Annotated in this window: 21 protein-coding genes and 2 pseudogenes; 9 read left to right on the forward strand and 14 right to left on the reverse strand. The window is 71.2% G+C overall.

Translation table 11 applies throughout. The annotated features are described in order from the left end of the window. The first annotated feature begins 6 nt into the window (after positions 1 to 6). The 3 genes from ACWC2B_RS24685 to ACWC2B_RS24695 are packed head-to-tail and all read left to right on the forward strand — an operon-like array spanning position 7 to position 2,485. A complete protein-coding gene (locus ACWC2B_RS24685; protein ID WP_450720067.1) occupies positions 7 to 915 on the forward strand; it encodes an NAD-dependent epimerase/dehydratase family protein in 909 nt (302 codons plus the stop codon). Further along, positions 912 to 1,574 (forward strand): spherulation-specific family 4 protein, encoded by a 663-nt coding sequence (locus ACWC2B_RS24690; RefSeq protein ID WP_450720225.1) that lies wholly within the window; start codon positions 912 to 914, stop codon positions 1,572 to 1,574. The genes ACWC2B_RS24685 and ACWC2B_RS24690 overlap by 4 nt, the downstream gene beginning before the upstream one ends. After that, entirely contained in the window at positions 1,571 to 2,485 is a 915-nt protein-coding gene (locus ACWC2B_RS24695) for an endo alpha-1,4 polygalactosaminidase (RefSeq protein ID WP_450720069.1), read from the forward strand. Before ACWC2B_RS24690 ends, ACWC2B_RS24695 begins: the two co-directional genes overlap by 4 nt. A 4-nt stretch (positions 2,486 to 2,489) precedes the next feature. Here ACWC2B_RS24695 and ACWC2B_RS24700 read toward each other — a convergent pair whose 3' ends face one another. The 6 genes from ACWC2B_RS24700 to ACWC2B_RS24725 form a co-directional block, all read right to left on the reverse strand. Further along, positions 2,490 to 3,413, reverse strand: coding sequence for an AEC family transporter (locus tag ACWC2B_RS24700; protein WP_450720071.1), 924 nt, complete (start codon positions 3,411 to 3,413; stop codon positions 2,490 to 2,492). A 151-nt stretch (positions 3,414 to 3,564) separates the two neighbouring features. After that, positions 3,565 to 4,266: a Clp protease N-terminal domain-containing protein gene (locus tag ACWC2B_RS24705; protein WP_450720073.1), complete on the reverse strand. Its 702-nt coding sequence runs from the start codon at positions 4,264 to 4,266 to the stop codon at positions 3,565 to 3,567. A 165-nt stretch (positions 4,267 to 4,431) separates the two neighbouring features. Next, positions 4,432 to 5,868 carry a benzaldehyde dehydrogenase gene (locus ACWC2B_RS24710; protein WP_450720075.1) on the reverse strand — a complete coding sequence of 479 codons (1,437 nt, stop codon included), beginning with the start codon at positions 5,866 to 5,868 and terminating at the stop codon, positions 4,432 to 4,434. A 268-nt stretch (positions 5,869 to 6,136) separates the two neighbouring features. Continuing rightward, the gene (locus ACWC2B_RS24715) at positions 6,137 to 7,321 is read right to left on the reverse strand and encodes a thiolase family protein (RefSeq protein WP_450720077.1); all 1,185 of its coding nucleotides are present in this window, start codon (positions 7,319 to 7,321) and stop codon (positions 6,137 to 6,139) included. A 146-nt stretch (positions 7,322 to 7,467) separates the two neighbouring features. Further along, entirely contained in the window at positions 7,468 to 7,761 is a 294-nt protein-coding gene (locus tag ACWC2B_RS24720; RefSeq protein ID WP_450720079.1) for a hypothetical protein, read from the reverse strand. A gap of 49 nt (positions 7,762 to 7,810) precedes the next feature. Next, positions 7,811 to 8,833: a LacI family DNA-binding transcriptional regulator gene (locus tag ACWC2B_RS24725; protein ID WP_450720081.1), complete on the reverse strand. Its 1,023-nt coding sequence runs from the start codon at positions 8,831 to 8,833 to the stop codon at positions 7,811 to 7,813. 434 nt (positions 8,834 to 9,267) lie between these two features. On the opposite strand from ACWC2B_RS24725, the gene ACWC2B_RS24730 reads away from it, so the two are divergent. Further along, the gene (locus tag ACWC2B_RS24730) at positions 9,268 to 9,471 is read left to right on the forward strand and encodes a hypothetical protein (RefSeq protein ID WP_450720227.1); all 204 of its coding nucleotides are present in this window, start codon (positions 9,268 to 9,270) and stop codon (positions 9,469 to 9,471) included. A 154-nt stretch (positions 9,472 to 9,625) separates the two neighbouring features. After that, on the forward strand, positions 9,626 to 11,119 hold the full coding sequence (locus ACWC2B_RS24735; RefSeq protein WP_450720083.1) for a flotillin family protein: 1,494 nt from the start codon (positions 9,626 to 9,628) through the stop codon (positions 11,117 to 11,119). A 131-nt stretch (positions 11,120 to 11,250) separates the two neighbouring features. On the opposite strand, the gene ACWC2B_RS24740 is transcribed toward ACWC2B_RS24735, so the two are convergent. Beyond that, the gene (locus ACWC2B_RS24740; RefSeq protein WP_450720085.1) at positions 11,251 to 12,699 is read right to left on the reverse strand and encodes an APC family permease; all 1,449 of its coding nucleotides are present in this window, start codon (positions 12,697 to 12,699) and stop codon (positions 11,251 to 11,253) included. A gap of 160 nt (positions 12,700 to 12,859) precedes the next feature. Between ACWC2B_RS24740 and ACWC2B_RS24745 the strand changes: the two genes are divergently transcribed. Next, a complete protein-coding gene (locus ACWC2B_RS24745) occupies positions 12,860 to 14,035 on the forward strand; it encodes an ROK family transcriptional regulator (RefSeq protein WP_450720087.1) in 1,176 nt (391 codons plus the stop codon). A gap of 138 nt (positions 14,036 to 14,173) precedes the next feature. After that, positions 14,174 to 16,921, forward strand: coding sequence for a glycosyl hydrolase 2 galactose-binding domain-containing protein (locus tag ACWC2B_RS24750; RefSeq protein ID WP_450720089.1), 2,748 nt, complete (start codon positions 14,174 to 14,176; stop codon positions 16,919 to 16,921). Positions 16,922 to 16,960: 39 nt separating this feature from the next. Here the strand turns inward: ACWC2B_RS24750 and ACWC2B_RS24755 are convergent, their stop codons facing one another. The 6 genes and pseudogenes from ACWC2B_RS24755 to ACWC2B_RS24780 all read right to left on the reverse strand — a co-directional run bounded on the left by ACWC2B_RS24755 (position 16,961) and on the right by ACWC2B_RS24780 (position 21,747). Next, complete coding sequence (locus tag ACWC2B_RS24755) at positions 16,961 to 17,572, reverse strand: endonuclease (protein ID WP_450720091.1); 612 nt, start codon at positions 17,570 to 17,572, stop codon at positions 16,961 to 16,963. 81 nt (positions 17,573 to 17,653) lie between these two features. Next, positions 17,654 to 18,574: a non-homologous end-joining DNA ligase gene (gene ligD, locus ACWC2B_RS24760; RefSeq protein ID WP_450720093.1), complete on the reverse strand. Its 921-nt coding sequence runs from the start codon at positions 18,572 to 18,574 to the stop codon at positions 17,654 to 17,656. Beyond that, positions 18,571 to 18,729, reverse strand: a pseudogene (locus tag ACWC2B_RS24765) (ATP dependent DNA ligase); the annotation flags it as partial. The pseudogene ACWC2B_RS24765 and the gene ligD, both read right to left, overlap by 4 nt. A 62-nt stretch (positions 18,730 to 18,791) precedes the next feature. Further along, on the reverse strand, positions 18,792 to 19,412 hold the full coding sequence (locus ACWC2B_RS24770; RefSeq protein ID WP_450720095.1) for a DNA polymerase ligase N-terminal domain-containing protein: 621 nt from the start codon (positions 19,410 to 19,412) through the stop codon (positions 18,792 to 18,794). 317 nt (positions 19,413 to 19,729) lie between these two features. Continuing rightward, the gene (locus ACWC2B_RS24775; RefSeq protein WP_450720097.1) at positions 19,730 to 20,671 is read right to left on the reverse strand and encodes a Rieske 2Fe-2S domain-containing protein; all 942 of its coding nucleotides are present in this window, start codon (positions 20,669 to 20,671) and stop codon (positions 19,730 to 19,732) included. A gap of 110 nt (positions 20,672 to 20,781) precedes the next feature. Continuing rightward, the gene (locus tag ACWC2B_RS24780; protein ID WP_450720099.1) at positions 20,782 to 21,747 is read right to left on the reverse strand and encodes an LLM class F420-dependent oxidoreductase; all 966 of its coding nucleotides are present in this window, start codon (positions 21,745 to 21,747) and stop codon (positions 20,782 to 20,784) included. A 219-nt stretch (positions 21,748 to 21,966) separates the two neighbouring features. Here ACWC2B_RS24780 and ACWC2B_RS24785 point away from each other — a divergent pair, with 219 nt between their 5' ends. Next, positions 21,967 to 22,587, forward strand: coding sequence for an ATP-binding protein (locus ACWC2B_RS24785; protein WP_450720101.1), 621 nt, complete (start codon positions 21,967 to 21,969; stop codon positions 22,585 to 22,587). A 75-nt stretch (positions 22,588 to 22,662) separates the two neighbouring features. Here ACWC2B_RS24785 and ACWC2B_RS24790 read toward each other — a convergent pair whose 3' ends face one another. Then, complete coding sequence (locus ACWC2B_RS24790) at positions 22,663 to 23,553, reverse strand: SigB/SigF/SigG family RNA polymerase sigma factor (protein ID WP_450720103.1); 891 nt, start codon at positions 23,551 to 23,553, stop codon at positions 22,663 to 22,665. A gap of 182 nt (positions 23,554 to 23,735) precedes the next feature. Here ACWC2B_RS24790 and ACWC2B_RS24795 point away from each other — a divergent pair. Further along, positions 23,736 to 23,945: pseudogene (locus ACWC2B_RS24795) on the forward strand (iron-containing redox enzyme family protein); the annotation flags it as partial. Positions 23,946 to 23,973 lie beyond the last annotated feature (28 nt).

Below are 23,973 nucleotides of genomic sequence, written 5' to 3' on the forward strand. Positions count from 1 at the left end.
GCGCCCATGCGCATTCTCGTACTGGGACACAGCGGCTACCTGGGCGGCCATGTCGCCCGGGAGCTGCGCGCCCTGCCCGGCGTGCGGTACTTCGGCGCGGGCCGGGGCCCGACGGCGGACCTCGCCGTGGATCTCGCCACCGTCGACCCCGGCCCGCTCGCCGAGCGGCTCTTCTCGTACGCCCCCGACGCCGTCATCAACTGCGCCGGGGCGGTGGGACCGCAGTCGATGGCGCTGGCCGAGGTCAACGTCCGGGGCCCGGCCGTGCTGTGCGCGGCGCTGCGCGAGGCCGCCCCGACCGCCCGGCTCGTCCACTTCGGCTCGGCCGCCGAGTACGGGCCGAGCGGGATCGGCGAGCGCGTCACCGAGCAGTCCGCGGCCCGCCCGACCACGCTGTACGGCGCCACCAAGCTGGCGGGGACGCTGGCCGTCACCTCCTCCGGTCTGGACGCCGTGGTGCTGCGGATCACCAACCCGGTCGGCCCCGGCGCGCCCGCCGCCGGGCTGCCGGGCCGCCTCGCCCGGCAGTTGCGCGACCTGGGGCCCCGGTCCTCGGTTCGGCTCGGCGACCTGTCCGCGCACCGCGACTTCGTGGACGCGCGGGATGTCGCCCATGCCGCGGTCCTCGCGGCGACCGAGGGCGACCCGCTGCCCCCGGTCCTCAACATCGCGCGCGGCCAGGCCGTCCCGGTAAGGGAGTTGGTGCACGAACTGGCCCGCGCCGCGGGGTTCGAGGGCCACATCGAGGAGAACGCCGAGGGCTCGGCCCGCTCGGCGGACGTGCCCTGGCAGTGCTCCGACCCGAGCGCGGCCCGGACCACCCTCGGCTGGTCTCCGCGGTACGCCCTCGCCGATTCGGTGTCCGCGCTGTGGGCGGCCGTGCGGGCCGAGCCGGACCGGGAACCGGTGCACTGATGCTGCTCGTTCCGCTCTACGTCCACCCCGCCGAGGACCCGGCCGCCTGGCAGCGGCTCGCCGAGGCGGCGGCCGGCCTCTACGGGGTGGTGCTCAACGCGGCGGACGGGCCGGGCAGCGCCTTGGACCCGGCGTTCGCCGGGCCGGTCGAGGCGCTGCGCTCGGCCGGCGTCCGGGTGCTCGGCTATGTCGACCTGGACTACGGCGCCCGGCCGTTGGCGGACGTAGTGCGGGACGTGGAGCGGCATCGCGCCTGGTACGGGGCCGACGGCTGCTTCCTGGACCGGGCGCCCGCCGACCGGACGGGTCTGCCGTTCGTGCGGCAGGCCGCCCGGGCCGCGCGGCGGGCGGGTGCGTCCACCGTGGTGCTCAACCCCGGGGTGCATCCCGCGCCGGGCTATCTGCGCATCGCGGATCTCCTTGTCACCTTCGAAGGGCACTGGGACACCTATGTGTCCGCCTTCACCCGGCCCGGCTGGGCCGACCGCCAGCCACCGGAGCGCCTGTGCCACCTGGTGTACGGCGTGCCCGGGGCGCTCCTCGCGCTCGCCCTGCGGACGACCGGGGACCGCGGCGCGGGCGTGTGCTGCGTGGTCGAACGCGAACTACCCAATCCGTGGGCGGCGCTGCCGCCCGTGCTTCCCGGAAAGACGCCATGAACCGCACCCTGGCCCGCAATCCGATGGCGCTGCTGTGCACCGCCGTCACCCTGCTCCTGCTCGCCACAGCCTGTTCGTCCGGCTCACCGGACGACGACGCGGACGGCCCGGACACCCCGCGTCCGACGGCGCCCGCCCCCTCGCCCTCCACGAAGCCCAAGCCCAGCCGGCCCGCCTCTCCGTCGCCCTCCCCCAGCGGTTCGGCGCCGGCGAAGCTCTGGCAGCCCAAGCCCGGTACCGCCTGGCAGTGGCAGCTCAACGGCCGGGTGCAGGACGGCCCCGACGTCCCGGTGTACGACATCGACGGCTTCGAGAACACCGCGGCCGACGTCGCCAAGCTGCACAGCCAGGGCCGCAAGGCGATCTGCTACATCAACGCGGGCGCCTGGGAGAACTTCCGGTCCGACAAGGACGCCTTCCCGCGCGAGGTGCAGGGTGAGAACAACGGCTGGGAGGGAGAGCGCTGGCTCGACATCCGGCGCATCGACGTGCTGCGGCCCCTGATGGAGCGCCGCTTCGACATGTGCAGGGAGAAGGGCTTCGACGCGGTCGAGCCGGACCTCATGGACGGCTACCTCAACAAGACGGGCTTTCCGCTCAAGGCCGCGGACCAGCTGGCGTACAACCGCATGATCTCCGAGATCGCGCACGCGCGGGGCCTCGCGGTGGGCCTCAAGAACGATCTGCAGCAGATCCCGGAACTGCTGCCCGCCTTCGACTTCGCGGTCAACGAGCAGTGCGCGCAGTACGGCGAGTGCGCCCTGCTCGCGCCGTTCGTGAAGGCGGACAAGGCGGTGTTCCACGTCGAGTACGAGCTGCCCACCAAGGAGTTCTGTGCCGAGTCCGACAAGCTCGGGCTCTCCTCGATGCGCAAGAACCTCAAGCTGGACGTTTGGCGCCAGGCCTGCTGAGCGGTCAGCCGAGGAGGACCGCGATCAGGGAGAGGGACGCCATCGACAGGAGGGTGGAGAGCAGCACGGTGTCCCTGGGGAGGGCCGTGTCGAGCCGGTATTCGGAAGCGAAGATGAAGGCGTTCTGCGCCGTGGGCAGTCCGGCGCAGAGCACCACCGCGAACAGTTCGTGCCCGCCGAGCCCGAAGACCCACCTCCCCAACGCGTAGGCGAGCAGCGGCTGTACGGCGATCTTGAGGGCGACGAGCAGGGTGCGCTCGGCCCGCTCCCCCGGGTCGGCCGCGGTCCGTGCGGTGAGCGACATGCCGAGCGCGAACAGGGCCGCGGGCACGGCGCCGCCGCCGAGGATGGTGAGCGGCGAGGTCACTTCCGCGGGCAGGCGCAGCCCGAGCGCGGCGACGGCGACGCCTGCGGCCGATGCCCCGACGACCGGGTTGCGTAGGGGTAGTTGGAGCATCCGCGGCCAGCGCCTGCCCGCGTCCCGGCGTACGTCGAGCTCTATGAGCACCAGGATCAGTGGGGTGATGAACAGCATTTGGAAGAGGGCGGCGGCCACGATGAACGAGGTGTCGTGCAGGACGTGCAGGGCGACGGGGATGCCGAGGTTCGCCGAGTTCACATAGGAGGCGGCCATGGCGCCGATCGCCTGCTCGGCCTTCTTGCGCTTGAAGAGCCGCCTGCTCGCGATCAGCCCCGCGGCGAACACGGCGAGCAGGCTGAGGGCGAACACCGCGACGCCGGGCTGCGTCAGCTCGCCGGGCCGGGACTTCGCCATCGTGAGGAACAGCAGCGAGGGCATGGCGAAGGTGAACGCGAAGCGCCCGAGTACCTGTTGGGCCTGGTCGCCGAGCAGGTTGAACCGCCCGGCGACCCAGCCGAACGCGGTGATGGTCCAGATGGGCAGGAAGCCGGAGAGAACCGAGTGCACCGGCCAAGGATGCCCGACCGGTGTCCGCTCCTCGCGGCCGGGGCCGCGATGTCCGAACGGCCGTCCGCGACCGGGTCAGGGGCACAGGGCCCAGGCCCCGCCGAACACCCCTGACCCTGCCTCTGCCCCCCCCTGACTCCTGGTCGCCTCGCTACTGCTTGTCGCGGGCGGCGGACCGGTTGGCGATCTCAGTCTTGATCGTTTCGCGCAGTTCGTCGGTCGTGAAGCCGAGGTCGCGCAGGATCCGCGAGGCCGGGCTCCGCTCGGTGCGGATCAGGCCAAGGAGGGTGTGTTCCGTGCCGACCCAGTCGTGACCGAGGTCGGCCGCCGCGCGGCGTGCCTGCTCGATGGCCTCCTTGCTCTCCGGCCGGAACGCGATGTGGCCCCGCAGCGCCTTCTCCCCGACCGGCGGCATCGCTCCGGCGATCGCGTCGCGGACGCATTGCTCCGACCCGGCTTTGGCGATCAGCACCTCGTACGCCAGGCCCCGCGGTTCGCCGAGCAGGCCGAGCAGGATGTGTTCGGTGCCGATGAAGTCGTGCTTGTGCGTTCGGGCGGCCTCCTGTGCCAGCACGATGCTGTGCCGGTTCAGGTTGGTGTACCGCTCGAAAGGGGATACGTGGCGTTGCTGGGCGGCCTGTTTGGAGACCCCGATGGCGTCGCCGATCTCGGTCCATGACGCGCCGGTCTGCTTGGCCTTGCTGACGTAGTGGTCGATGAGCTGGTCACCGAGGTCGGACAGGGTCTGGGCGCGCAGTCGCGCCTCGCTGATACGGGCCAGTTCGCTGGCTTCGGGCAGTTCCTCGTCGAGACGCGCGATCAGCTCGGCGAGGCTGATGTCGAGTGGACTCATGCGTCAATCTTAAGTTGACGATAGGGGGTCGTCAACTTGTAATTGACGCTAATTCCGGGCGCCCTCCGCAGTCCCGATACGCGCGACCTCCACCTCGCACCACTCCAACTCGCCTGCGGCGACGGCTACTTGAGCCGACTCCGCACCTCGTTCCGAAGCGATCGGTCAGAACGGATGGCCTGCCGGTTGGCGGCGCACGGTGGTCCAGCGCAGTTCGGTGAAGGCGTCCAGGTTGGCCGAGCCTCCGAACCGGGCGCCGGTCCCGGAGGCCGCGATCCCGCCGAAGGGGGCGACCGCCTCGTCGTTGACCGTCTGGTCGTTGATGTGGGCGATCCCGGTCGGGATGCGGTCGGCGAGCTCCAGGCCGAGCGCGGTGTCCCGGGTGACGATGCCGAGCGAGAGACCGTACGGGCCGGCCATCGCCAGGGCCGCGGCCTCGTCCAGGGTGGCGAAGGAGCGGACGGGCGCGACCGGGCCGAAGACCTCCTCGGCGTAGGCGGGGGTGTGGTCGTCGACGTCGGCGAGCACGGTGGGGCGGTAGAAGAGATCCTGGTGGGTACCGCCCGCGGCGAGCCGCGCGCCACGGGTGGTGCTGGACTCCACCAGGCCGTGGATCTTGGTGAGTTGGGACCGGTCGATGACCGGGCCGAGGTGGACCTGCTCGCGGTACGGGTCGCCGACGGCCAGCGCGTCGGCCTTGGCGGCGAGCCGCTCGACGTACTCCTCGTACAGCGAGGTGTGCACGAGGTGGCGGCCGGTGGTCATGCAGATCTGGCCCTGGTGGAAGAAGGACCCCCAGGTAGCCTGCGCGATCGCGCCCTCGATGTCGGCGTCGGCGAGTACGACGAGCGCGGAGTTCCCGCCCAACTCCAGGTGGACGCGCTTGAGTCGGCGCCCCGCCGCCTCACCCACGCGGCGCCCGGCGGCGGTCGATCCGGTGAAGGAGATGACGGGGACGCACTGGTCGGCGACGAGGGCCTGCCCGATCTCGGCGCCGCCGGGCAGGATGTGCAGCAGCCCCTCGGGCAGCCCGGCCTCGGCGAACACGGCCCCGAGCGCGAGGCCTCCGCAGACGGCGGTGCGCGGGTCGGGCTTGAGCAGCACCGCGTTGCCCAGTGCGAGCGCGGGCGCCACCGAGCGGATGGCGAGGATGAGCGGGGCGTTGAACGGGGCGATCACACCGGCGACGCCGACCGGGACCCGCCGGGTGTAGGAGAGCCGGGGCTGTTCGCTCGGCAGCACCTCACCGAGCGGCCGCGAGGCGAGGGCGGCGGCCTCATAGCACTCCTGCGCGGCGACGTGCAGCTCGAAGTCCGCCTTGCCGGACACCGATCCGGACTCGCGGATCAGCCACTCCCGCAGCTCGTCGGCGTGGTGCGCGAACAGGTCGCCCGCCCGGCGCAGCACCGCCGCGCGTGCGAAGTGCGGGGTGCGCGCCCAGGAGCCCTGCGCCGCGACGCCGGCCTCCGCGGCGGCTTCGACATCCTCGCCGGCGGCGAGGCTGACGGCTCCGAGCGACTCCCCCGTGGCGGGCTCGACGACCTCGTACTCACCCCCGGCGAGCACCCTGGACTGCCACGTCTTGGGGTCGAGCAGGGTCATGAAGGATCTCCAGTCGTCTGTCGTCCGAAGCGGAGGACCAGCAAGTCCCGTACTGGGCTGGGCAGTTGCCCCGCCCTGCGTACGTCACGTACGAGGCCCGGCAGTTGCACACGGCGCCACGGACGTGCCGTACGCATCACGGCAGCCGGAGGAATCCGCCGGCAACCGAGGGCCGCAGCGCGCAGGCACCATCGTAAGATGATTTACCGCTCAACGAAACCTCAGCGTGGCACCCGGGGAGACTCAACTCCCTTACCTGCCAAGCCGGTTAGCGTTCCAGCACGAGGGCGAGGCCCTGGCCCACGCCGATGCAGAGGGCTGCCAGACCCGTGCCGGAGCCGGCCGCGGCGAGCTGGTGGGCGACGGCTCCCGCGAGCCGGGCGCCGGAGGCGCCGAGGGGGTGGCCGATGGCGATGGCGCCGCCGCGCGGGTTGACCACGGCCGGGTCGAGGCCGGGCCATTCGGCGAGGCAGCCGAGCGACTGGGCGGCGAACGCCTCGTTCAGCTCGAAGGTGGTGAGGTCGCCGAAGCCCTTGCCCGCCTTGGCGAGCGCCCCGCGGACCGCCTCGACCGGGCCGAGCCCGAAGAGCTGGGGCTCGATGCCGGTGACGGCGGAGCTGCGGATGCGCGCGAGCGGCTCGCGGCCGGTGGCACGCAGCCCCTCCTCGTCGACGAGGAGCAGGGCGGCGGCGCCGTCGTTGAGCGGGGAGGCGTTGCCCGCGGTCACCGAACCGTCCGCGCGGAAGGCGGGCTTGAGCCGGGCGAGCGCCTCCATAGTGGAGGACTCCCGGATGCATTCGTCGCGGGCCAGATCGACACCGCCGTACGGGACGACCTCGCCGTCGTAGAGGCCCTTGGCCCATGCCTCGGCGGCCTTGCGGTGGCTGTCGAGGGCGAAGGCGTCCTGCTGTTCGCGGGTGATGCCGTGCCTGTCGGCGATGAGTTCGGCGCCCTCGCCGAGGGCGACCGTCCACTCGGCGGGCATCCTCGGGTTGGTCATGCGCCAGCCGAGGGTGGTCGAGTACATCTGCTGGTGGCCCGCGGGGAAAGCCCGCTCGGGCTTCTGTACGACCCAGGGGGCGCGGGACATCGACTCGACGCCGCCCGCGACGGCGATCGAGGCGTCGCCGACGGCGATGGCGCGGGACGCCTGGATCACGGCTTCGAGGCCGGATCCGCACAGGCGGTTGACGGTGACGCCGGGCACCGAGACGGGAAGACCGGCGAGCAGCACGGCCATGCGGGCCACGTCGCGGTTGTCCTCACCCGCGCCGTTGGCGTCACCGAAGTACACGTCGTCGATGCGGGCCGGGTCGAGCTCCGGGGTGCGGTCCACCAGCGACCTGACCACGTGCGCGGCGAGATCGTCGGGCCGCACCGACGCGAGCGCACCCCCGAACTTGCCGATCGGGGTGCGGACGGCGTCGACGATGTACACGTCGCGGATGCTCATCGGGTCTCTCCCACGGATCTCTTCATCGGTTCGGGGCCACCACGGCGGCCCGTTCGTCCAGTGAAGTGATGTTCATGAATGGCTGCGCCGAGTCTCTGCCCACCGCCGTCCGCTGTCAACGGGCCCCGGCCACAACGGGATCACTGTCACGGCCGCCCCGGGACCTCCCTGAGCACGACGCCCAGTCCGATGTCGAGTTCGGATCCGTCCACGAGCAGCGCCTCGACGGCGCGGGTGGCGGAGTCGATCTCGGCCACGATGCCGTGCCCGGCGTACCGCGGATAGCCCGAGACCCCCCTTTCACCGGTCGCCTCGACGACGGCGGAGCGCACGGCGCTGTCCGCCACCGAGGCATCGCCCCGGTCCTCGACGTGCTCGGGAACGAGCAGGATCTCGAAACGCTGGGGATGGCGGGAGGCGCGCTGAGGTTGGTTGCTCATGCTCCGACGCTAAACACCCGACGCCCCGACCGCACGCCGTCCGCCCGGGTCAGCTCGATTCGCGCGGCAGCGCCCTGGCGCCCATCAGGTCGTGCCGCTCCGGGGTGCCGTCCGGGTCGCGCACCACGCGGTCGACCAGCTCGGCGAGGTGGCGGCCGGTCACCATCTCCACGTGGACCGTGCTCAGCCGGGGGCGCAGGAGCCTGCCGAGCAGGAGGTCGTCCGCGCCGATCACCGCGGCCTCGCCGGGGACATCGATGTCAGCGTCCTGGAGGGCACGCATCAGGAGCATCGCGTACTCGTCGTTGTAGGCGAAGACCGCGTCCAGGCCCAACTCCCGCCACCGGCCTGCCAGTTCGGCCGCCGATTCCTCCGTGTACGCCATCGTCACGGGCTCGATCACCGCGTCGGTGCCGTGCGCGGCCTTGCGGGCGCCGGCCAGCCGCGGCTTGGAGAAGAGTTCGAGGCCCGGTTCGGCGGGGACCAGCACGCCGATGCGGCGCCGGCCCCGCTCGCACAGGTGGGCCACCGCGCTCGCGCCGATCTCGCGCTGGTCCATCACGAGCGCGTGGGCGCCCTCGACGCGCTCCGGACCCAGCGTTATGACCGCCCGCGCACCCGAACGCTTGAGGAGCCGGACGCCCTGCGGGGTGAGTTCGATCTCGCCCAGCGAGACCACCGCGACCGGCCGCAGCTCGGCCCACGCGCGGGCCGCCTCGTCCGCGTCCAGCCCGAGGCTGCCGTACTGGACGACCGTGTAGTCGAGCCGGCGCAGCTCCCACTGGAGCTCCTTGAAGAACCGGCTGTAGAGCGGGCCGACCGGGATGTGCGCCGTGGGCAGCAGCACGATCCGGGTGTGCCCGGCGCGCAGGCTGCGGGCCGCGGCGTGCGGGACATAGCCCAGTTCCTCGGCGGCGGCGCGGACCCGGACCCGGGTGGGTTCGCTGATCCGCACGGCCGAGGTGTTGTTGAGCACGTAGCTCACGGTCGCCCGGGAGACCCCGGCCAGGCGGGCCACATCGGCGCTGGTCGGGACGGGACGGTCAGCAGGCTGCTTGGGTGTCTGGCTCATCGCGATCGGCATCTTTCCAGACGCATCCCGCTCGGGGTCCAGCGGATGGCTTGAATTCGATGCTGAATAGTGCTTACACGAGCAATTGACACGTGCCAACAACCTCATCGGATGGCCACGACCCTTGCGGTCACCGGGGTCACGCGGGAGACCTCCCGGCCCGGACCCACCAATTCCGGCCGGACAAAGTGCCCTCCCACACCGTTCGCACACCCTCATCCGCCTCCTCACGCCCGGAGGGCAGCGTGGCCCTTTACTCCCCCCGGCACCGGCATCCCGCCGACCGTCACCGCCCCGGCTCCCCGGCCCTCACGCGGGCTGGTTCCGCTGCTCGTGCTCGGCGACACCGCCTTGCACGCCGCTCGCGCTCAGGCTTCGCGGTGGCTGGATATCCCCTCTGCCGCTCGGGTTACGCTCCCGAGATGAGCGAGGACATGGTGGGGCTGCTCGGGCGGGTGACCGGAACGGTCGGGCCCGGGCTCGTGGGCGAGGTCATCGTCAGGATCCGGGGCGGGGCCGAGCACTTCCTGGCGCACCCGGCGCCGGGCACCGGCCGGATCGAGACCGGGACGGTCGTGACGGTGGTGGAACACCTGCCTCCGCGCACGGTGTACGTCATGGCCGCATACGACGGCTGAGCGCATCCGAGCTCACCTTGGCCATCGCTTTCACCAGCGCGTTCACCGGTGCGCATCAAGATTGCGACAAGGATCCGTCAGCGTCTTCACGCCGGATCCGGCCAGGAGCAAACTCCCTCCATCAGTGCCGAGCGGCACTGCATGAAGGGGGCGTATGCCGATGGTCATCGGCGTCGCGGCGGGACTGGTTCTCGCCGCCATCATCGTTCTGGTAGGCCTGTTCAAGCTCATGTGGCGGGTGGCCGAACCGAACGAAGCACTCGTCATCTCCGGTTCGAAGCACCGGACCGAGGGGCTCGGCGAGGGCATGGGGTTCCGGATCGTCACCGGTCGGGGAACCCTCGTACTGCCTGGTGTGCAGGCGGTCAGGAAACTGTCGCTCGATCTCAACGAGACCGAGCTGTCGGTGGACTGCGTGACGCAGCAGGGCATCCCGCTGAAGGTGCGGGGCGTGGTCATCTTCAAGGTGGGCGACGACTTCGTGTCGATCGCCAACGCGGCCCGGCGTTTCCTCGATCAGCAGCGGCTGATGTCGGACCGCGTGCACAACGTCTTCGCGGGTCATCTCCGTTCCATCGTGGGCGGGTTGACCGTCGAGGACATGATCCGGGACCGGGAGAAGCTCACCGGGCAGACCCGGGCCGCGTGCGGTACGGAGATGGAGAAGCTCGGTCTGATCGTCGACTCCTTGCAGATCCACGAGATCGACGACCCGACCGGGTACATCAAGAACCTGGCGATGCCGCACGCCGCCGCGGTGCAGCGCGACGCGCGGATCGCGCAGGCCGAGGCGAACCTGCGGGCGACCGAGGCCGAACAGGCCGCGTTCGCGCGGATGTCGGAGGCGACCCGGGACAGCGAGATCCTGCAGGCCGGCTACCAGGCCGAGCGGGACAAGGCCGCGGCCAGCTCCCGGCAGGCGGGCCCGCTCGCGGACGCCGCCGCCCGGCAGGAGGTCGTGGTCCAGGAGACCCGGGTCGCCGAGCTGGAGGCACAGCGCCGCGAGCAGCAGCTCCAGGCGGATGTGCGCAAGCCCGCCGATGCCCATGCGTACGAGAAGCGGACGCTGGCCGAGGCCGAGCGTGACGCCCGCATCTCGGCGGCCGAGGCCAAGGCGAAGGAGACCGAGCTCGCGGCGGCGGCCGAGGCGACCCGGGTCAAAACGGCCGCGGCGGCCGAGGCCCAGGCCACCGAGGCGCGCGGGCTCGCGGCCGCGAAGGCGACCCGGGCGACGGGTGAGGCCGAGGCGTCGGCGACGCAGGCCAAGGGGCTCGCACAGGCCGAGTCGGCGAAGGCCCGGGGTCTGGCGGAGGCCGAGGCCATCAAGGCACGCGCGGCGGCGCTCGCCGAGAACCAGGAGGCGGTCGTCGCCCAGCAACTCGCCGAGAACTGGCCGCAGATCGTGGAAGCGGGCGCTTCGGCCTTCGGCAATGTGGAGCACATGGTGCTCCTGAACGGCGCCGAGGGCATGTCGGAGATGTTCGCGAAGGCCCTGACGATGGGCGGCACGGGTCTGGGCCTGGCGCGCCAGCTGCTCGCGTCGATGAACCAGAACGGCGACTCCCCCAACGGGCAGGCTCCGGCCGCGAGTTCGCCTCTCTCGAAGTCGATCCCGATCACGGAGGAGGTTCGCCGGGGCGACACGTAGCGTACGGAGACGTGCCGTTGACCACGCCACGCGTGAGCGCGGACCCACATGGCGTACGCGGCACATGAGTGGGCCCCCGTCCCGGTATCCGGGCGGGGGCCCACCCGCGCGCCCGACTCGGGCACAGGCTCTCAGGCCGGCAGCGTCTCCACCGAGGGCTCGTCGAGGTACTCCTCGCGGATCTCGCGCGGCCCGAACGGCCAGACCCGCTCGAAGCGTGCCCACAGCACGAAGGCGACGCAGCCCAGCGCCAGCCAGGCCAGTGACCATTCGATGGGGTGGCGGCCGGGCGAGTTCTTGTCGGCGTAGCCGTAGATGGTGAGCCAGCCGAACAGGGCGATCAGGCTCGGCAGCGGGTAGAGCCACATCCGGTAGGGGCGGCGCAGGCCCGGCTGCCGCTTGCGCAGTACGGTCACGGCGAGGATCTGGGCGAGCGCCTGGACGATGACCATCACCGTGGTGAGGAGCTGGATGAGGGTGGTCAGATCGGTGTGGCGGCCGATCATGAAGCCGACGGCGGTGATGACACCCATGGTGACCAGGCCCAGCATCGGGAAGCGGTGCCGGGGGTGCAGCTTGGCGTACGGGCGGAAGAACACCTTGTCGCGGGCGGCGTCGTACGGGACCCGGGAGCCGCCGAGCAGCCCGGTGAAGACGGAGGCGAACGCGGTCACCAGGATGAGGACGGTGACGACGTCGGCGGCGCCCTTGCCCCAGGTCTTCTCCAGGACCGCGGAGGCGACCGAGGTGGAGGCGATGTCGTTCGGGTCCAGCATCCGCTGCCAGTCGATGACGCCGAGGGTGCCGATCTGGAGCAGCAGGTAGATCGCCATGATGCCGAGGACGGAATAGATGATGGAGCGCGGCAGGGTGCGTCCGGGGTCCTTGATCTCGGCGCCCATGTAGGCGGTGGTGTTGTAGCCGAGGTAGTCGTAGATGCCGATGGTGAGGCCCGCGGCGAATCCGGTCCAGAAGTGACTGCTCGTCAACTCGAAGGCGCCCGAGGGGTAGTTGAAGGCGAGATGCGGGCTGAAGTCGGTGGCGGCAGCGATGATCACCAGGGCCACCGAGGCGATCATCACGACCCACATCACCGCGGTGATCCGGGCGATGTGCTCGATGCCGCGCCAGAGCAGCAGGACCACGAGGGCGATGATGCCGAGCCCGATCAGGTCACCGGAGGTCTTGCCGAGGTCCGGGGCGAGGTAGCCGAGGTACTGGACGAAGCCGACGACGCCGGTGGACATGATGAGCGGGATGAAGAGCATGGCCGTCCACACGAAGAGGAACGGCATCAGCCGGCCCGTGCGGTACTGGAAGGCCTGGCGCAGATAGACGTAGCTGCCGCCGGATCCGGGCAGCGAGGCGCCGAGTTCGGCCCAGATCAGCCCGTCGGCCAGGGCGAGTATCGCGCCCGCGACGAAGCCGATGACGGCCTGGGGCCCGCCGAACGCGGCGACCATCAGCGGGATGGTCACGAACGGGCCGATCCCGCACATCTGGCTCATGTTGATGGCGGTGGCCTGGAAGAGTGCGATCCGGCGGACGAAGCCGCCGGCCGGCGGAGGGGTTCCGGACACTGGGGTCCTCCCGGGGCTGAGGGGCGAGAAGAGGAAGCTACTGCCGATTCGCCAGTGTTCGGATTCCCCCGGCGTTGGACGTGCTTAAGTTAAGTACCTTTACTTTGACCGTCAAGGGGTCGTCAGTGACCAGCGCGGACCGATGCGTGAGAATGATGCGATGACCAGCAGCGACGAGGGTGGCGGCCTGCCCTGGAACCCGCAGCGGCAGCGCAGCTCCAACGAGCGTCTGCTGCTCGACCGGCTGCGCGCCGGGGGCCCCGCGTCCCGGGCCCAGCTCGCGCGGGACACCGGCCTGTCCAAACCCACGGTGTCCAGCGCGCTCGCCTCGCTCGAACTGGCGGGCCTGGTCCGCGAGGCGGGCACGATGACCCCCGAGCGGGGCCGGGCCGCCGTGCTCTACGCACCCGACCCGACGGCGGGTTACGCGCTCGGCATCGACATCGGCCGGGCCTGGCTGCGGATCGCGCTGGCCGACCTCGACGGCACGGTGGTGGCCCGCTCCGAGGTCCGCAACCAGGCCCGCACCTCGGCGACGATGGCCGACCTGGTCGTCACCAGCGCGCACCAACTCGTCGAGGATTCGGGCGTGGACGCGGACAAGGTCGCCCAGGCGGTGGTCGGCACCCCCGGCGTGTACGACGCCGAGAAGCGGCGCGTCCGCTATGCCCAGCACCTTCCGGGCTGGGGCAGGCCGGGCCTTTTCGACCAGATGCGGGAGCGGCTCGGCATACCGCTCGCGGTCCACAACGACGCGAACCTGGCGGCGCTCGGCGAGCACACCTTCGGCGTCGGTGCGGGCAGCAGGCTCTTCGTGTACGTCATGATCGGCACCGGCCTCGGCATGGGCGTGGTCAGCGAGGGCCAGCTCTTCACCGGGGCGCACGGCGGCGCCGGCGAGATCGGCTTCCTGCCGTGGCCCGGCCGCCAGAAGCCGGACACCCTGGAGGACGCGGTCTCCGGCGACGCGGTCGTGGCCGCCGCACGCTCGCTCGGCATGGCGGGACCGCTCTCCGCCAAGGACGTCTTCGACGCGGCCCGGGCCGGAACCGCCGCCGCCGTCGAGGCGGTTCAGCTGGAGGGCGAGCGGATCGCGCACACCGTCGCGGTGGTCGCCGCCGTCCTTGACCCCGATCTCGTGGTGCTCGGCGGAGGCGTCGGCCACAGCGCGGACATACTCCTTCGCCCCGTACGCGACACGCTCCGTGCGCTCACGCCGCTCCGGCCGAAGGTGGCGCCGAGTTCGCTCGGGGAGGACGCGGTGCTGCTCGGCGCGGTGGCGACGGCGCTCGGCACGGCACGGGACGTGGCCTTCGAGCGGCGCTCGGCGCACTGAGGACCCCGCGTCACGCCTCAGAGCCTGTGTCTGAACCCCGCCCGGGTGCGCGGGGTCCCGCGATTGACATGCCTCTCCCATCCCCTCTAGCTTGCTGGCACAAGTTAGTAAGGCTTCTTTACTTGTAGCGATGCGCGGATGTTCCGACCAGCCCTCTGGGAGACCACCGTGTTCCACCGCCCCGCCCCCGCGCGCCGAAGGACCGCCGCCGTCGCGGTACTCGGCCTGATCCTCGCCCTCACCGCCGGCACCTCGTCGGCGACGCCGGACGCCCGTCCCGCCCGCGGCCGGGTGACCCCCATCGCCTCGGCGCCGGGGAGCGCGACCGCCCTGGCCGGATACGCGATCCAGTCGACGGCCAAGGTCGCCGACGCCCCGGCCGCCGTGTCGAGCCCCGGCTATCCCGCCACCGGCTGGGTCGCGGCCGGCCCGCGCTCCACGGTGCTGGCCGCGCTGCTCGCGGCCGGAAGGTATGCCGACCCGTTCTACTCGACCAACCAGGAGAAGATCCCGAAGGCGGACTTCACGGTCCCCTGGTGGTACCGCTCGGACTTCACCGTCGCCGACACCTCCTCCCGCACCTACCTCGACTTCAGCGGGGTGGTCTCGGCCGCCGATGTGTACGTGAATGGCAAGCAGGTCGCCGACAGGGGTGCCGTCACCGGTGCGTACACCCACCACGAGCTGGATGTAACGGAGTTGGTGAAGGCGGGCACGAACGCGGTGGCCTTCCGGATCCAGCCCAACGACCCGAGGAAGAACCTCACGATGGGCTGGATCGACTGGCTGCAGCCGCCGCCCGACCAGAACATGGGCATCGTCCGCGATGTGGTGGTGAGGCGCGGCGGCCAGGTCGCGCTGCGCGACGCGCACGTGGTGACATCGCTCGCCGTGCCGTCGCTGGCGTCCGCCGACCTGACCGTGAAGGCGCGGGCCCGCAACGACTCGGCCGCCCCGGTCACCGCGACCGTATCCGGCACGATCGGGCAGGTCTCCTTCAGCCAGGAGGTCACACTCAAGGCGCACGAGACGAAGCCGGTCGCCTTCACCCCGGCGGCGTATCCCCAACTCCGCCTGAAATCACCGCAGGTGTGGTGGCCGGCGGGCATGGGCGGGCAGCCGCTGTACGACCTGAACCTGACGGCATCGGTCTCGGCCACCCCCTCCGACACGGCACACGAGTCGTTCGGCATCCGGGATGTGAAGGCCCCGTTGAACTCCGACGGCGCTCGCCAGTACTCGGTGAACGGGCGGCCGCTGCTGATCAAGGGCGGCGGCTGGTCCCCCGACGAGTATCTGCGCTGGGACCGCACCTATGTGGAGGACCGGCTCACGTACGCACTCGACCTCGGGCTCAACACCATCCGCCTGGAAGGCCACATCGAGCCGGACGAGTTCTTCGACCTGGCCGACCGCCACGGCATTCTGACGCTGCCCGGCTGGGAGTGCTGCGACAAGTGGGAGGGCCAGGTCAACGGCGGCGAGTCGGGCGACAAGTGGACCGCGGGCGACTACCCGGTGGCGAAGGCCTCCATGGCGGCGGAAGCCGCCCGCCTGCGCGACCACCCGAGCGTGATCTCGTTCCTGATCGGCAGCGACTTCGCCCCCGACAAGACGATCGAGAAGAACTACGTGGACGCGCTGAAGGCGGCCGACTGGCCGACTCCCGTCGTGGCTGCGGCGTCCGACAAGTCCTCGCCGATCACCGGCAGTTCAGGCATGAAGATGACGGGCCCGTACGACTGGGTGCCGCCGTACTACTGGTACGACAAGCGGGAGGGCGGCGCCACCGGCTTCAACTCCGAGACCAGCGCGGGCCCCGACATCCCCACCCTCGACACCCTGCGCCGCATGATGTCACCGGCGGAACTCGACACCCTGTGGAAGTCCCCCTCCGCGAAGCAGTACCACCGCTCCCCCTCCTCCACCTTCGCCACGCTCAAGCTGTACGACGACGCCCTGGCCGGCCGCTACGGCACCCCGACCGGCCTCGACGACTACGTACGCAAGGCGCAGCTCGCGCAGTACGAGAACGTGCGGGCCCAGTTCGAGGCGTACGGCCGCAACGCCAAGGACGCGACGAAGCCGGCGACCGGAGTCGTCCACTGGATGTTCAACAGTGGATGGACCTCCCTGCACTGGCAGTTGACGGACCGTTACCTGGACCAGGGTGGCGCCTACTTCGGCGCGAAGAAGGCGAACGAGCCGCTGCACGTCCAGTACTCCTACGACAACCGCGCGGTGTCCGTAGTCAACAGCCGGCCCGCCGCGGCCTCCGGGCTCACCGCACGGGTGACCCTCTTCACCACGGACGGCACTCAGAAGTACGACCGGACGGTGAGCGGGGTGAACGTCGCCGGGAACGGCGCGAGCACCACGGCGCTGACCGTCCCGGCGTCGGTGAGCGGCCTGTCCCCCACATACCTGGCCAAGCTGGTCCTCACCGACGCGTCCGGCAAGGAGGTGAGCCGCAATGTGTACTGGCTCTCCACCAGGGCCGACGTCCTCGACTACGCCCGCACCGACTGGTACCACACGCCGACGACGGCCTACGCCGACCTCAAGGGCCTGGCCTCGATGCCGAAGGCGAAGGTGTCTGTGTCGGCGACGACCACGACGGGCCCGGACGGCATGTCGACGACGACGGTGACCGTGCGGAACACGGGCTCGGGAGCGGTACCGGCACTGCTCACCGACGTGCACCTGGTGAACGCGGACGGCGCCCCGGTCCTGCCGGTGCGCTGGTCGGACAACCAGGTGAGCCTGTGGCCCGGCGAGTCGACGACCCTGACGGCGACGTACCGCACGGCGGATCTGCACGGTTCCGCGCCGCGTCTGCGGGTGTCGGGGTGGAACACGTCGACGGCGACGGTGCCGGCCTCGTGATGCCGCATCGCCGACACGGCCTGGCACCTGGCCCGGGGTTCAGTGCTCAAGCCCTGACCGGACCAGTGCGGCGGCGAGTCTCGGCAGCTCGTCCGGGGGCACCAGCCGGGCCAGGCCCTTCGCGGTGGTGGGGAGGCCCAGCGCGGAGGCGGCCTCCCGGGCCCGGTCGTCGAAGAACGGGCGGAGTTCGGGCCAGACTCCCTGTGCCTCGCGGCAGAAGATGCCCGCTCCGACGGGGCCGATCCGAGGTACGTCCCGCAGCAGCTCTCGCACGCGTTCGGGGTCGCCGTCCGCCTCGTCCCGCAGTCGGCGCAGGTCACCGCGCCAGCGTCGCAGGATCAGGTCGGCTCCTTCCAGCAGGGCGGTCGCGGTGCTCTCGTCGTAGCGGCGGTAGTGGGCCCGGCCGAGTGTGTCGACGATCGTCTGCCAGTCCGTCTCCGCCATCGCGCGGGCGGTCCGCAGGCGCGCCCGGAACAGTTCGCGTGCGGCGTCGGTCGCGATGTCCGCCTTGATCCGCGTCGAGCACAGCACCGCAAGGACCAGCAACTGGTAGAGCGGCGACGGCTTGTCGCGCAAGGTGATGCCCGCTTCCTCGGCGTAGCTGCGGCCGTGATCACGCAGCAGCGCGGCCGTCGTGTCCTTGGTGTTCATCAGGGCCTCGCTCCTCATGCGGGTCGGTGGTGGCAAGCCACGTTGCCGTCGGCGCGCGATGGAAGGCCGCCCTGGCGGGAGTCAGGGCTTGTCGCGCAGGGTGGTGAGCCGCCGACGGGCCGCGGCGAGGGACCGGCCACGGCGCAGGGCGTTCCGCCAGGGGTCGTTGTCGAGCCGGTCGGCAATGGTCCCCAGGGTCCAGCGCCGGGCGTCGAGATCCGGATCGTCGATCTCGGCCCAGGCCAGCGGCGTCGCGACGGGCGCTCCCGGAAGGGCTCGTACGGAGTAGGGCGCGACGGCCGTCTGCGCGTAGGCGTTGCGCTGGGTGTCCAGGTAGAGCCGGCCTCGTCGGGCCTCTTTCCTGGGGGCCGTGGTGAGGGTGTCGGGGTGCCGGGCCGTAAGGAGGTTGGCGGTGCCGAGGGCGAAGTCGCGGACGTCGTCGAAGGGCGCGCGCCGGTCCAGGGGTACGAGGACGTGCAGCCCTCGGGATCCCGTGGTCATCACGGCGGACGGCAGTTCCAGTTCGTCGAGCAGGTCGTGCAACAGCCGGGCGGCCGCCCGCACCGCCGCGAAGTCGTCCTCGGGTGGATCGAGGTCGAAGACGAGGCGGTCCGGGTGGTCGGGCCGGTCGGCGCGGGAGAGCCAGCGGTGCAGCGTGATGCAGCCCTGGCCGGCGAGGTAGACGGCGGTGGCCGTGTCGCCGCACAGGACGTGGGTGACGGTGCCGCCCTCCTTCGGCAGCTCCGCGCGGTCGATCCAGTCGGGGAAGTAGTCGGGGGTGTCCTTCTGCATGAAGGCCCCGCCGTCGATGCCGTCCGGGTGGCGCTCCAGCATCAGCGGCCGCCCGCGCAGGTGCGGCAGCATGCGCCGGGCCACGGTCCGGTAGTACTCCGCGAGGTCGCTCTTGGTGATGCCGTCATCGGGGAAAAGGACCTTGTCGGGGCGGCTCAGTCGTACCGTGCGTCGACCGGCCCGGATGGTCGTCGTCTCCGCGGAGCTCATTTCCCGCCTCCCTGCGGGTGTTCGCGGACCACGTCGGCGGGGCGCTTGCCGTCGCGCAGCCCCAGGAAGCGGGGGTGGCGCGGCAGGCCCGCGCGGGTCCATTCGGTGAAGCCGATCTGCGCGACGAGTTCGGGGCGTACCCAGTGGGTGGCCCGCTGCCGGATCCCGTCGTCGAGGCGTACGGACGCCTCGGGCTCGCCGCTGAGGGCCGGGGCCATCACGGCGTCTTCCCCGCGGCTTCGTCGGCGACCTGCTTGAGCGTGCGGCCGCTCAGCGAAGAGCGGGCGCGGGTGGGCTCGGTCGCGCTGTGTGCGGAGGCGTGTCTGTCGTCCTGTTTGACCAGCAGCCAGGCCTCGCGGTCACCATCCGCGCTCGTACGGATCCGGGTCAGCGCATAGCCTCCGTGCAGCTTGGTGCCCTCCAGCCAGAACGAGGCGTGACCGTGGTCGAGCGCTTCGGCGAAGGGGATCTCGTGGCCGTGGTGGTCGGTGGCCAGACTGCGGTACGTGCCCGTGTCCCAGACGATCACCGTCCCCGCGCCGTACTCGCCTTCACTGATGACACCCTCGAAATCCGAGTACGCCAATGGGTGATCCTCGGTGGGCATCGCGAGCCGCTTGTCGTGCGGGTCGCCGGACGGGCCCTTGGGGACCGCCCACGACTTCAACACCCCGTCCACCTCAAGGCGGAAGTCGAAGTGGAGCGTGCTCGCGTCGTGAATCTGCACCACGAAGGTCGGCGCAGGGCCCTTGCTCCGTGCGGCGTGGCCCTTGGGCTCCCGTGTCTTCGAGAAGTCGCGTTTGCGGCGGTAATCGCTCAGCGCGTCCTTCGCCGCCATGGTGGGCACCTCCTGGTGGACGTCGAGCAGTCGACAGCTCCTTGCCGCTCACAGCCGTTCGAGGGGTGGTTCACGGAACGTCTCGCGCCGCCCCGTGCACCCGCCGCTCCACGGACCATTTCATACCGTTTTGCACCTACCCGCTGCGCGCTGTCCGAATCGAGGAAGCGATCGGCCCGTGACCTCCGTCGGCCTGTGAAGCGGGCCTGGCGCAGGAGAGACCTGATCGGCCTGACCTGCTCCGGGCACGGTGGGCGCGCCCCGAGCCCGAGCAGCACGGCACGCAGGGTCGCGTAGCCCCGCACGCCTTGAGCGGCTCAGACAGCGGTGGGGAGCCTGACTTCCAGCGCACCCTCCTGTGTCAGCCGGGTTTCGAAGGTGGGCTGGGGCGCTGTGGCCGGGCCCGCTACGTTCCGCCCGTCCGCCAGGCGGAACACGCTTTTGTGCCATGGGCACTCGACACAGCCGTCCGCCACTTCGCCCTGGGACAGCGGGCCCGCCATGTGGCTGCACCGGTCGACCAGAACGTGGAACCCGCCGTCCGGCTCACGCACCACGAGCAAGGGGACCGCGCCCAGCATCCGCCGGACACCCTTCCCTTCGGGGAATTCCGCGGCGGTGCCCACGGCGTGCCACCCGGGCTCGACCAGGTGGTCGATCGGCTCCGTCTTGTTGGAGCCGACCGCCTGCCGGAAGGCCAGATGACCACCGAGCATTCCGCCGACGCTGGCCACGGTGAGCCCGGCGAAGCCGAGGAGCCGGCCGAACGCCGGCCTGCCGCGGCCCCGTGCGACCCAGGAACTGGCGTACAGACCGATGGCCACGCCGTTCGACGCGGCGTGCACCACTCCCGTACGCAACTGCCGCTCGGGCTGCTCCGCCCAGTCCACCCAGCCCGCCCAGGCGGCCGGCACCGCGGAGACGACCCCCATGCCCACCAGGAGGCGCGCGTTGCGCCCCGCGCCCGGCACGAGGTCGAGGACCGCCGCGGACGTCCACGCCCCGATCGGCACCTGCACCAGCACGGGGTGCAGCGGATGCCCGATCGGCCGGCCCTGGAGGACAGCACGGTAGGGCCCGAGCGGCAGCGCACGGACGAGCCTCTGCAACGGGCCCGTGATCTTGTCGAGCTGCTTGGCCTCACCGAGCGCGTCCAGCGCCTTGAGAAAGGCCCGCGCCGGAGCACCACACCCCTCTTGATCGTCTCGTCCCGGGGGGCCCGCCCCCGCTGGCGCCAACTTCGCTGACAGGAATCGCATGAGATCCGGTTAACCCCCGCGGCACGAAGCCAAACAGCCAACCACCCGGTTCGCCCCGTACACGAGCGTCGTCGAGACGTCGGCCCCTGGCCGCTGGCGGGTCTTCCGGGTCACAGGTCGCGCAGCGCGGGCAGCAGCTTCTTCTCGGCCCAGTCGATGAAGGGCAGTTGGTGCTCGCCCCCGATCTGCACGAGCGCGACCTCGGTGAAGCCCGCGTCGACGAAGGGGCGTACGGCGTCGACGAACGCGCTGACGTCGTCGCCGCACGGAATGGCCTCGGCCACGTCCTCCGGCGTGACGAACCGCGTAGCGCCCTCGAAGCCGGACGGGCCCGGGAGCTCGGAGTTGACCGGCCAGCCGCCGCCGAACCAGCGGAACTGGTCGTGGGCCCGGGCGATCGCCCCGTCGCGGTCGGTGTCGTAGCAGACGGGCAGTTGCCCCACGCGGGGTTTCCCGGCGCCGCCGTGCCGGTTGAAGGACTCGATGAGCTCTGCTTTGGGTTCGGTGGCGATGAGCAGGTCGGCGTCGCGGCCGGCGATGGCGCAGGAGCGCTCGCCGGACACCGCGACGCCGATGGGCGGGGGTTCGTCGGGGAGGTCCCAGAGCCGGGCGTTGCCCACGGCGAAGTGCGCGCCCGCATGGTTGACGTTGTCGCCCTCGAAGAGCGCGCGGATGATGTCCACGGCCTCGTCGAGCATCTCCAGACGCACCTCGGGCGCGGGCCAACCGGCGCCCACCACATGCTCGTTGAGGTTCTCGCCGGATCCGAGTCCGAGACGGAACCTGCCCTCGGACAGGATCTGCATCGTCGCCGCTTTCTGCGCCACGACGACGGGGTGGTAGCGCATCGTCGGGCAGGTCACATACGTCATCAGCGGGATGCGCGTGGTCGCCTGAGCCGCCGCGCCGAGCACGCTCCACGCGTACGGGGCGTGCCCTTGGCTGTCGAGCCAGGGGAAGTAGTGGTCGGAGGTGACGGAGAAGTCGAATCCCGCACGCTCGGCGGCGACCAGGTCCGTGACGAGCTCGCGCGGTCCGGTCTGCTCGGTCATCATTGTGTAGCCTATTTGCGCCATATGTAATGAATAGCCGGGTTCCTTCGATGGAAACATCCGCTCTCTTCCCTGCCTCTGATGGCACCCACCCCCTCGGCACGTCAGCACGCTGTCCTCCCGCGCCCCGCGCAAGTAGAGCGGCGGCGATCGGGCACTCTCCTCATGGGTCTCCCCCACGCGCGGCCTCATTCGCGCGCGGCATGGGAGCGACGGGCGACGGCGAAGGAGGCGGGTGAACCCATGGCGACGGGATCGGCGGACGACGCTCCGCAGGAGAGCTTCGCCGGTGGCGGGCGCTTCACCGTCGTGACGCGGCACCTTCGCGGGGTCACGTTGCTCTCGCTGACCGGTGACCGGGACGACGACACCCCGGAGCCGCCGCGGGCCGCCCTCGCGGAGCAGGTCGCGGCGGCGCCGAAGCGGACCGGGCACCGTCAGATCCGTCAGATCCGCCGCCTGGAGCTGTTCGGCGCGAAGGGCGCGGTTACGCGGTGCCGCGACTTCACGAGGCGGGCCCTGGACGACTGGGGCTGGACGTCGACCGTCGACGCGGCCGACCGGGAGCGGGTCGACGACGTACTCCTGCTGGTGTCCGAGGTCGTCACCAACGCGTGTCTGCACGCGGGCGGGCCCCGCGAGCTGGTACTTCGGCACGCGGACGGCCACCTGCGGGTGGAGGTTCTCGACGACAGCCCCGCCGCCCCCGTGCGCCTTCCCCGCGCTCCCTCCCTGCCCGGCGGCCACGGCCTGATGCTGCTCGACCGCCTCGCCGAGAGCTGGGGCACGGCGCCGGCTGGGACCGGCAAGGCGGTGTGGCTGGAGGTCGCCCTGCCGTCACAGGGCAGGACACAGGGCCCCTAGGCACACAGGACCCGTAGGTCTCGTCAGCGGTCTCGTCGGCGCGTCCGGGTCCCGTCGGACGCGTCTAGGCCACGTCTAGGCCTCATCAGGTGCGTCCGCGAAGAGGCCCGCGCGCAGCCGTTCCAGGATCTGTGCCAGCAGGCGCGACACGTGCATCTGCGAGAGGCCCACACGGGCGCCGATCTCGGACTGCGTCAGTTCCTCGCCGAACCGCAGCGAGAGGATGGTTCGCTCACGGTCGGTGAGGGCCGCGATGAGCGGTTTGAGGGATTCCAGCGATTCGACGATGTCGTACGACGCGTCCTCGCGGCCGAGCCAGCGCATCACGGCACCGGCCCCGCCGTCCACGTCGTCGACGAGGTCGAGCGAGCGGGCGGTGTAGGCGTTGGCGGCCTGCTCGCCCTCGACGACTTCGGCCTCGGGCACATTGAGGCGGGTGGCCAGTTCGGCCGTCGTGGGCGTCCGGCCGAGTTCCTGTCCGAGCGCCGTCTGGGCGTCGGCCAGGCGCAGCCGCAGCTCCTGGAGCCTGCGCGGCACCTGGACCGCCCAGCTGGTGTCACGGAAGAACCGCCTCATCTCCCCGGTGATCGTCGGGAGTGCGAACGAGGAGAACTCCACGCCGCGCTCCACGTCGAAGCGGTTGATCGCCTTGATCAGGCCGATGGTGCCGACCTGGATGATGTCCTCCATGGGCTCCGCGCGGTTGCGGAATCGGCGCGCCGCGAACTTCACGAGGCTGAGGTTGAGCTCGACCAGGGTGTTGCGGACGTACGCGTGCTCGGCGGTGCCCTCCTCCAGTGCGGCCAGGCGCCGGAACAAGGTCGCCGACAGTGCTTGGGCGTCGCCGGTGCTGAGGTTCTGGGGCTGCTCCACCTCCGCGATGCCGTCCAGTGCCCGGCGCCGCACCACGGGTGTGGGCGGTTCGGGCGGTGCCGCGCGGATCGTTTCTTCGAGGGAGGTACGCATAGGGCTCCTTCGACGGGGCGGGGGCCTGCCCTGCCGGGAGGCAGGGGGTCCGTCGTGTGAGCGTCCTGAAAGCTTGATGCCCGTTTGGCCCGCTTTTCATGCGGAATGCGATTCGGGGCGGCGACCACAGCGCCACAGGCTCGTTGCATGCGGCCCGAACCGGGTAGGCGTAGACCATGACCCTGGACGCCGCGTCGGCGCAGATGCTGGCCACCGTGAACCTCATGTCGCTGTTCGGGCTGCGCCGTGCCCTGCGGGGCGCGCTCGTCGGCCACTTCGCCACCCTGGAGGTCACCTCGTCGCCCGCGTCGCGGCGCCTGGCCCTCGCGATGAAGCGCGCGGGCGCCGGCTCCGCCGCCGAGCACTTCTACACCGAACACGTCGAGGGGGACACTCCGAAACCCGGTGGAGACACCCGCC

This window comes from Streptomyces sp. NPDC001415 (assembly GCF_053597395.1).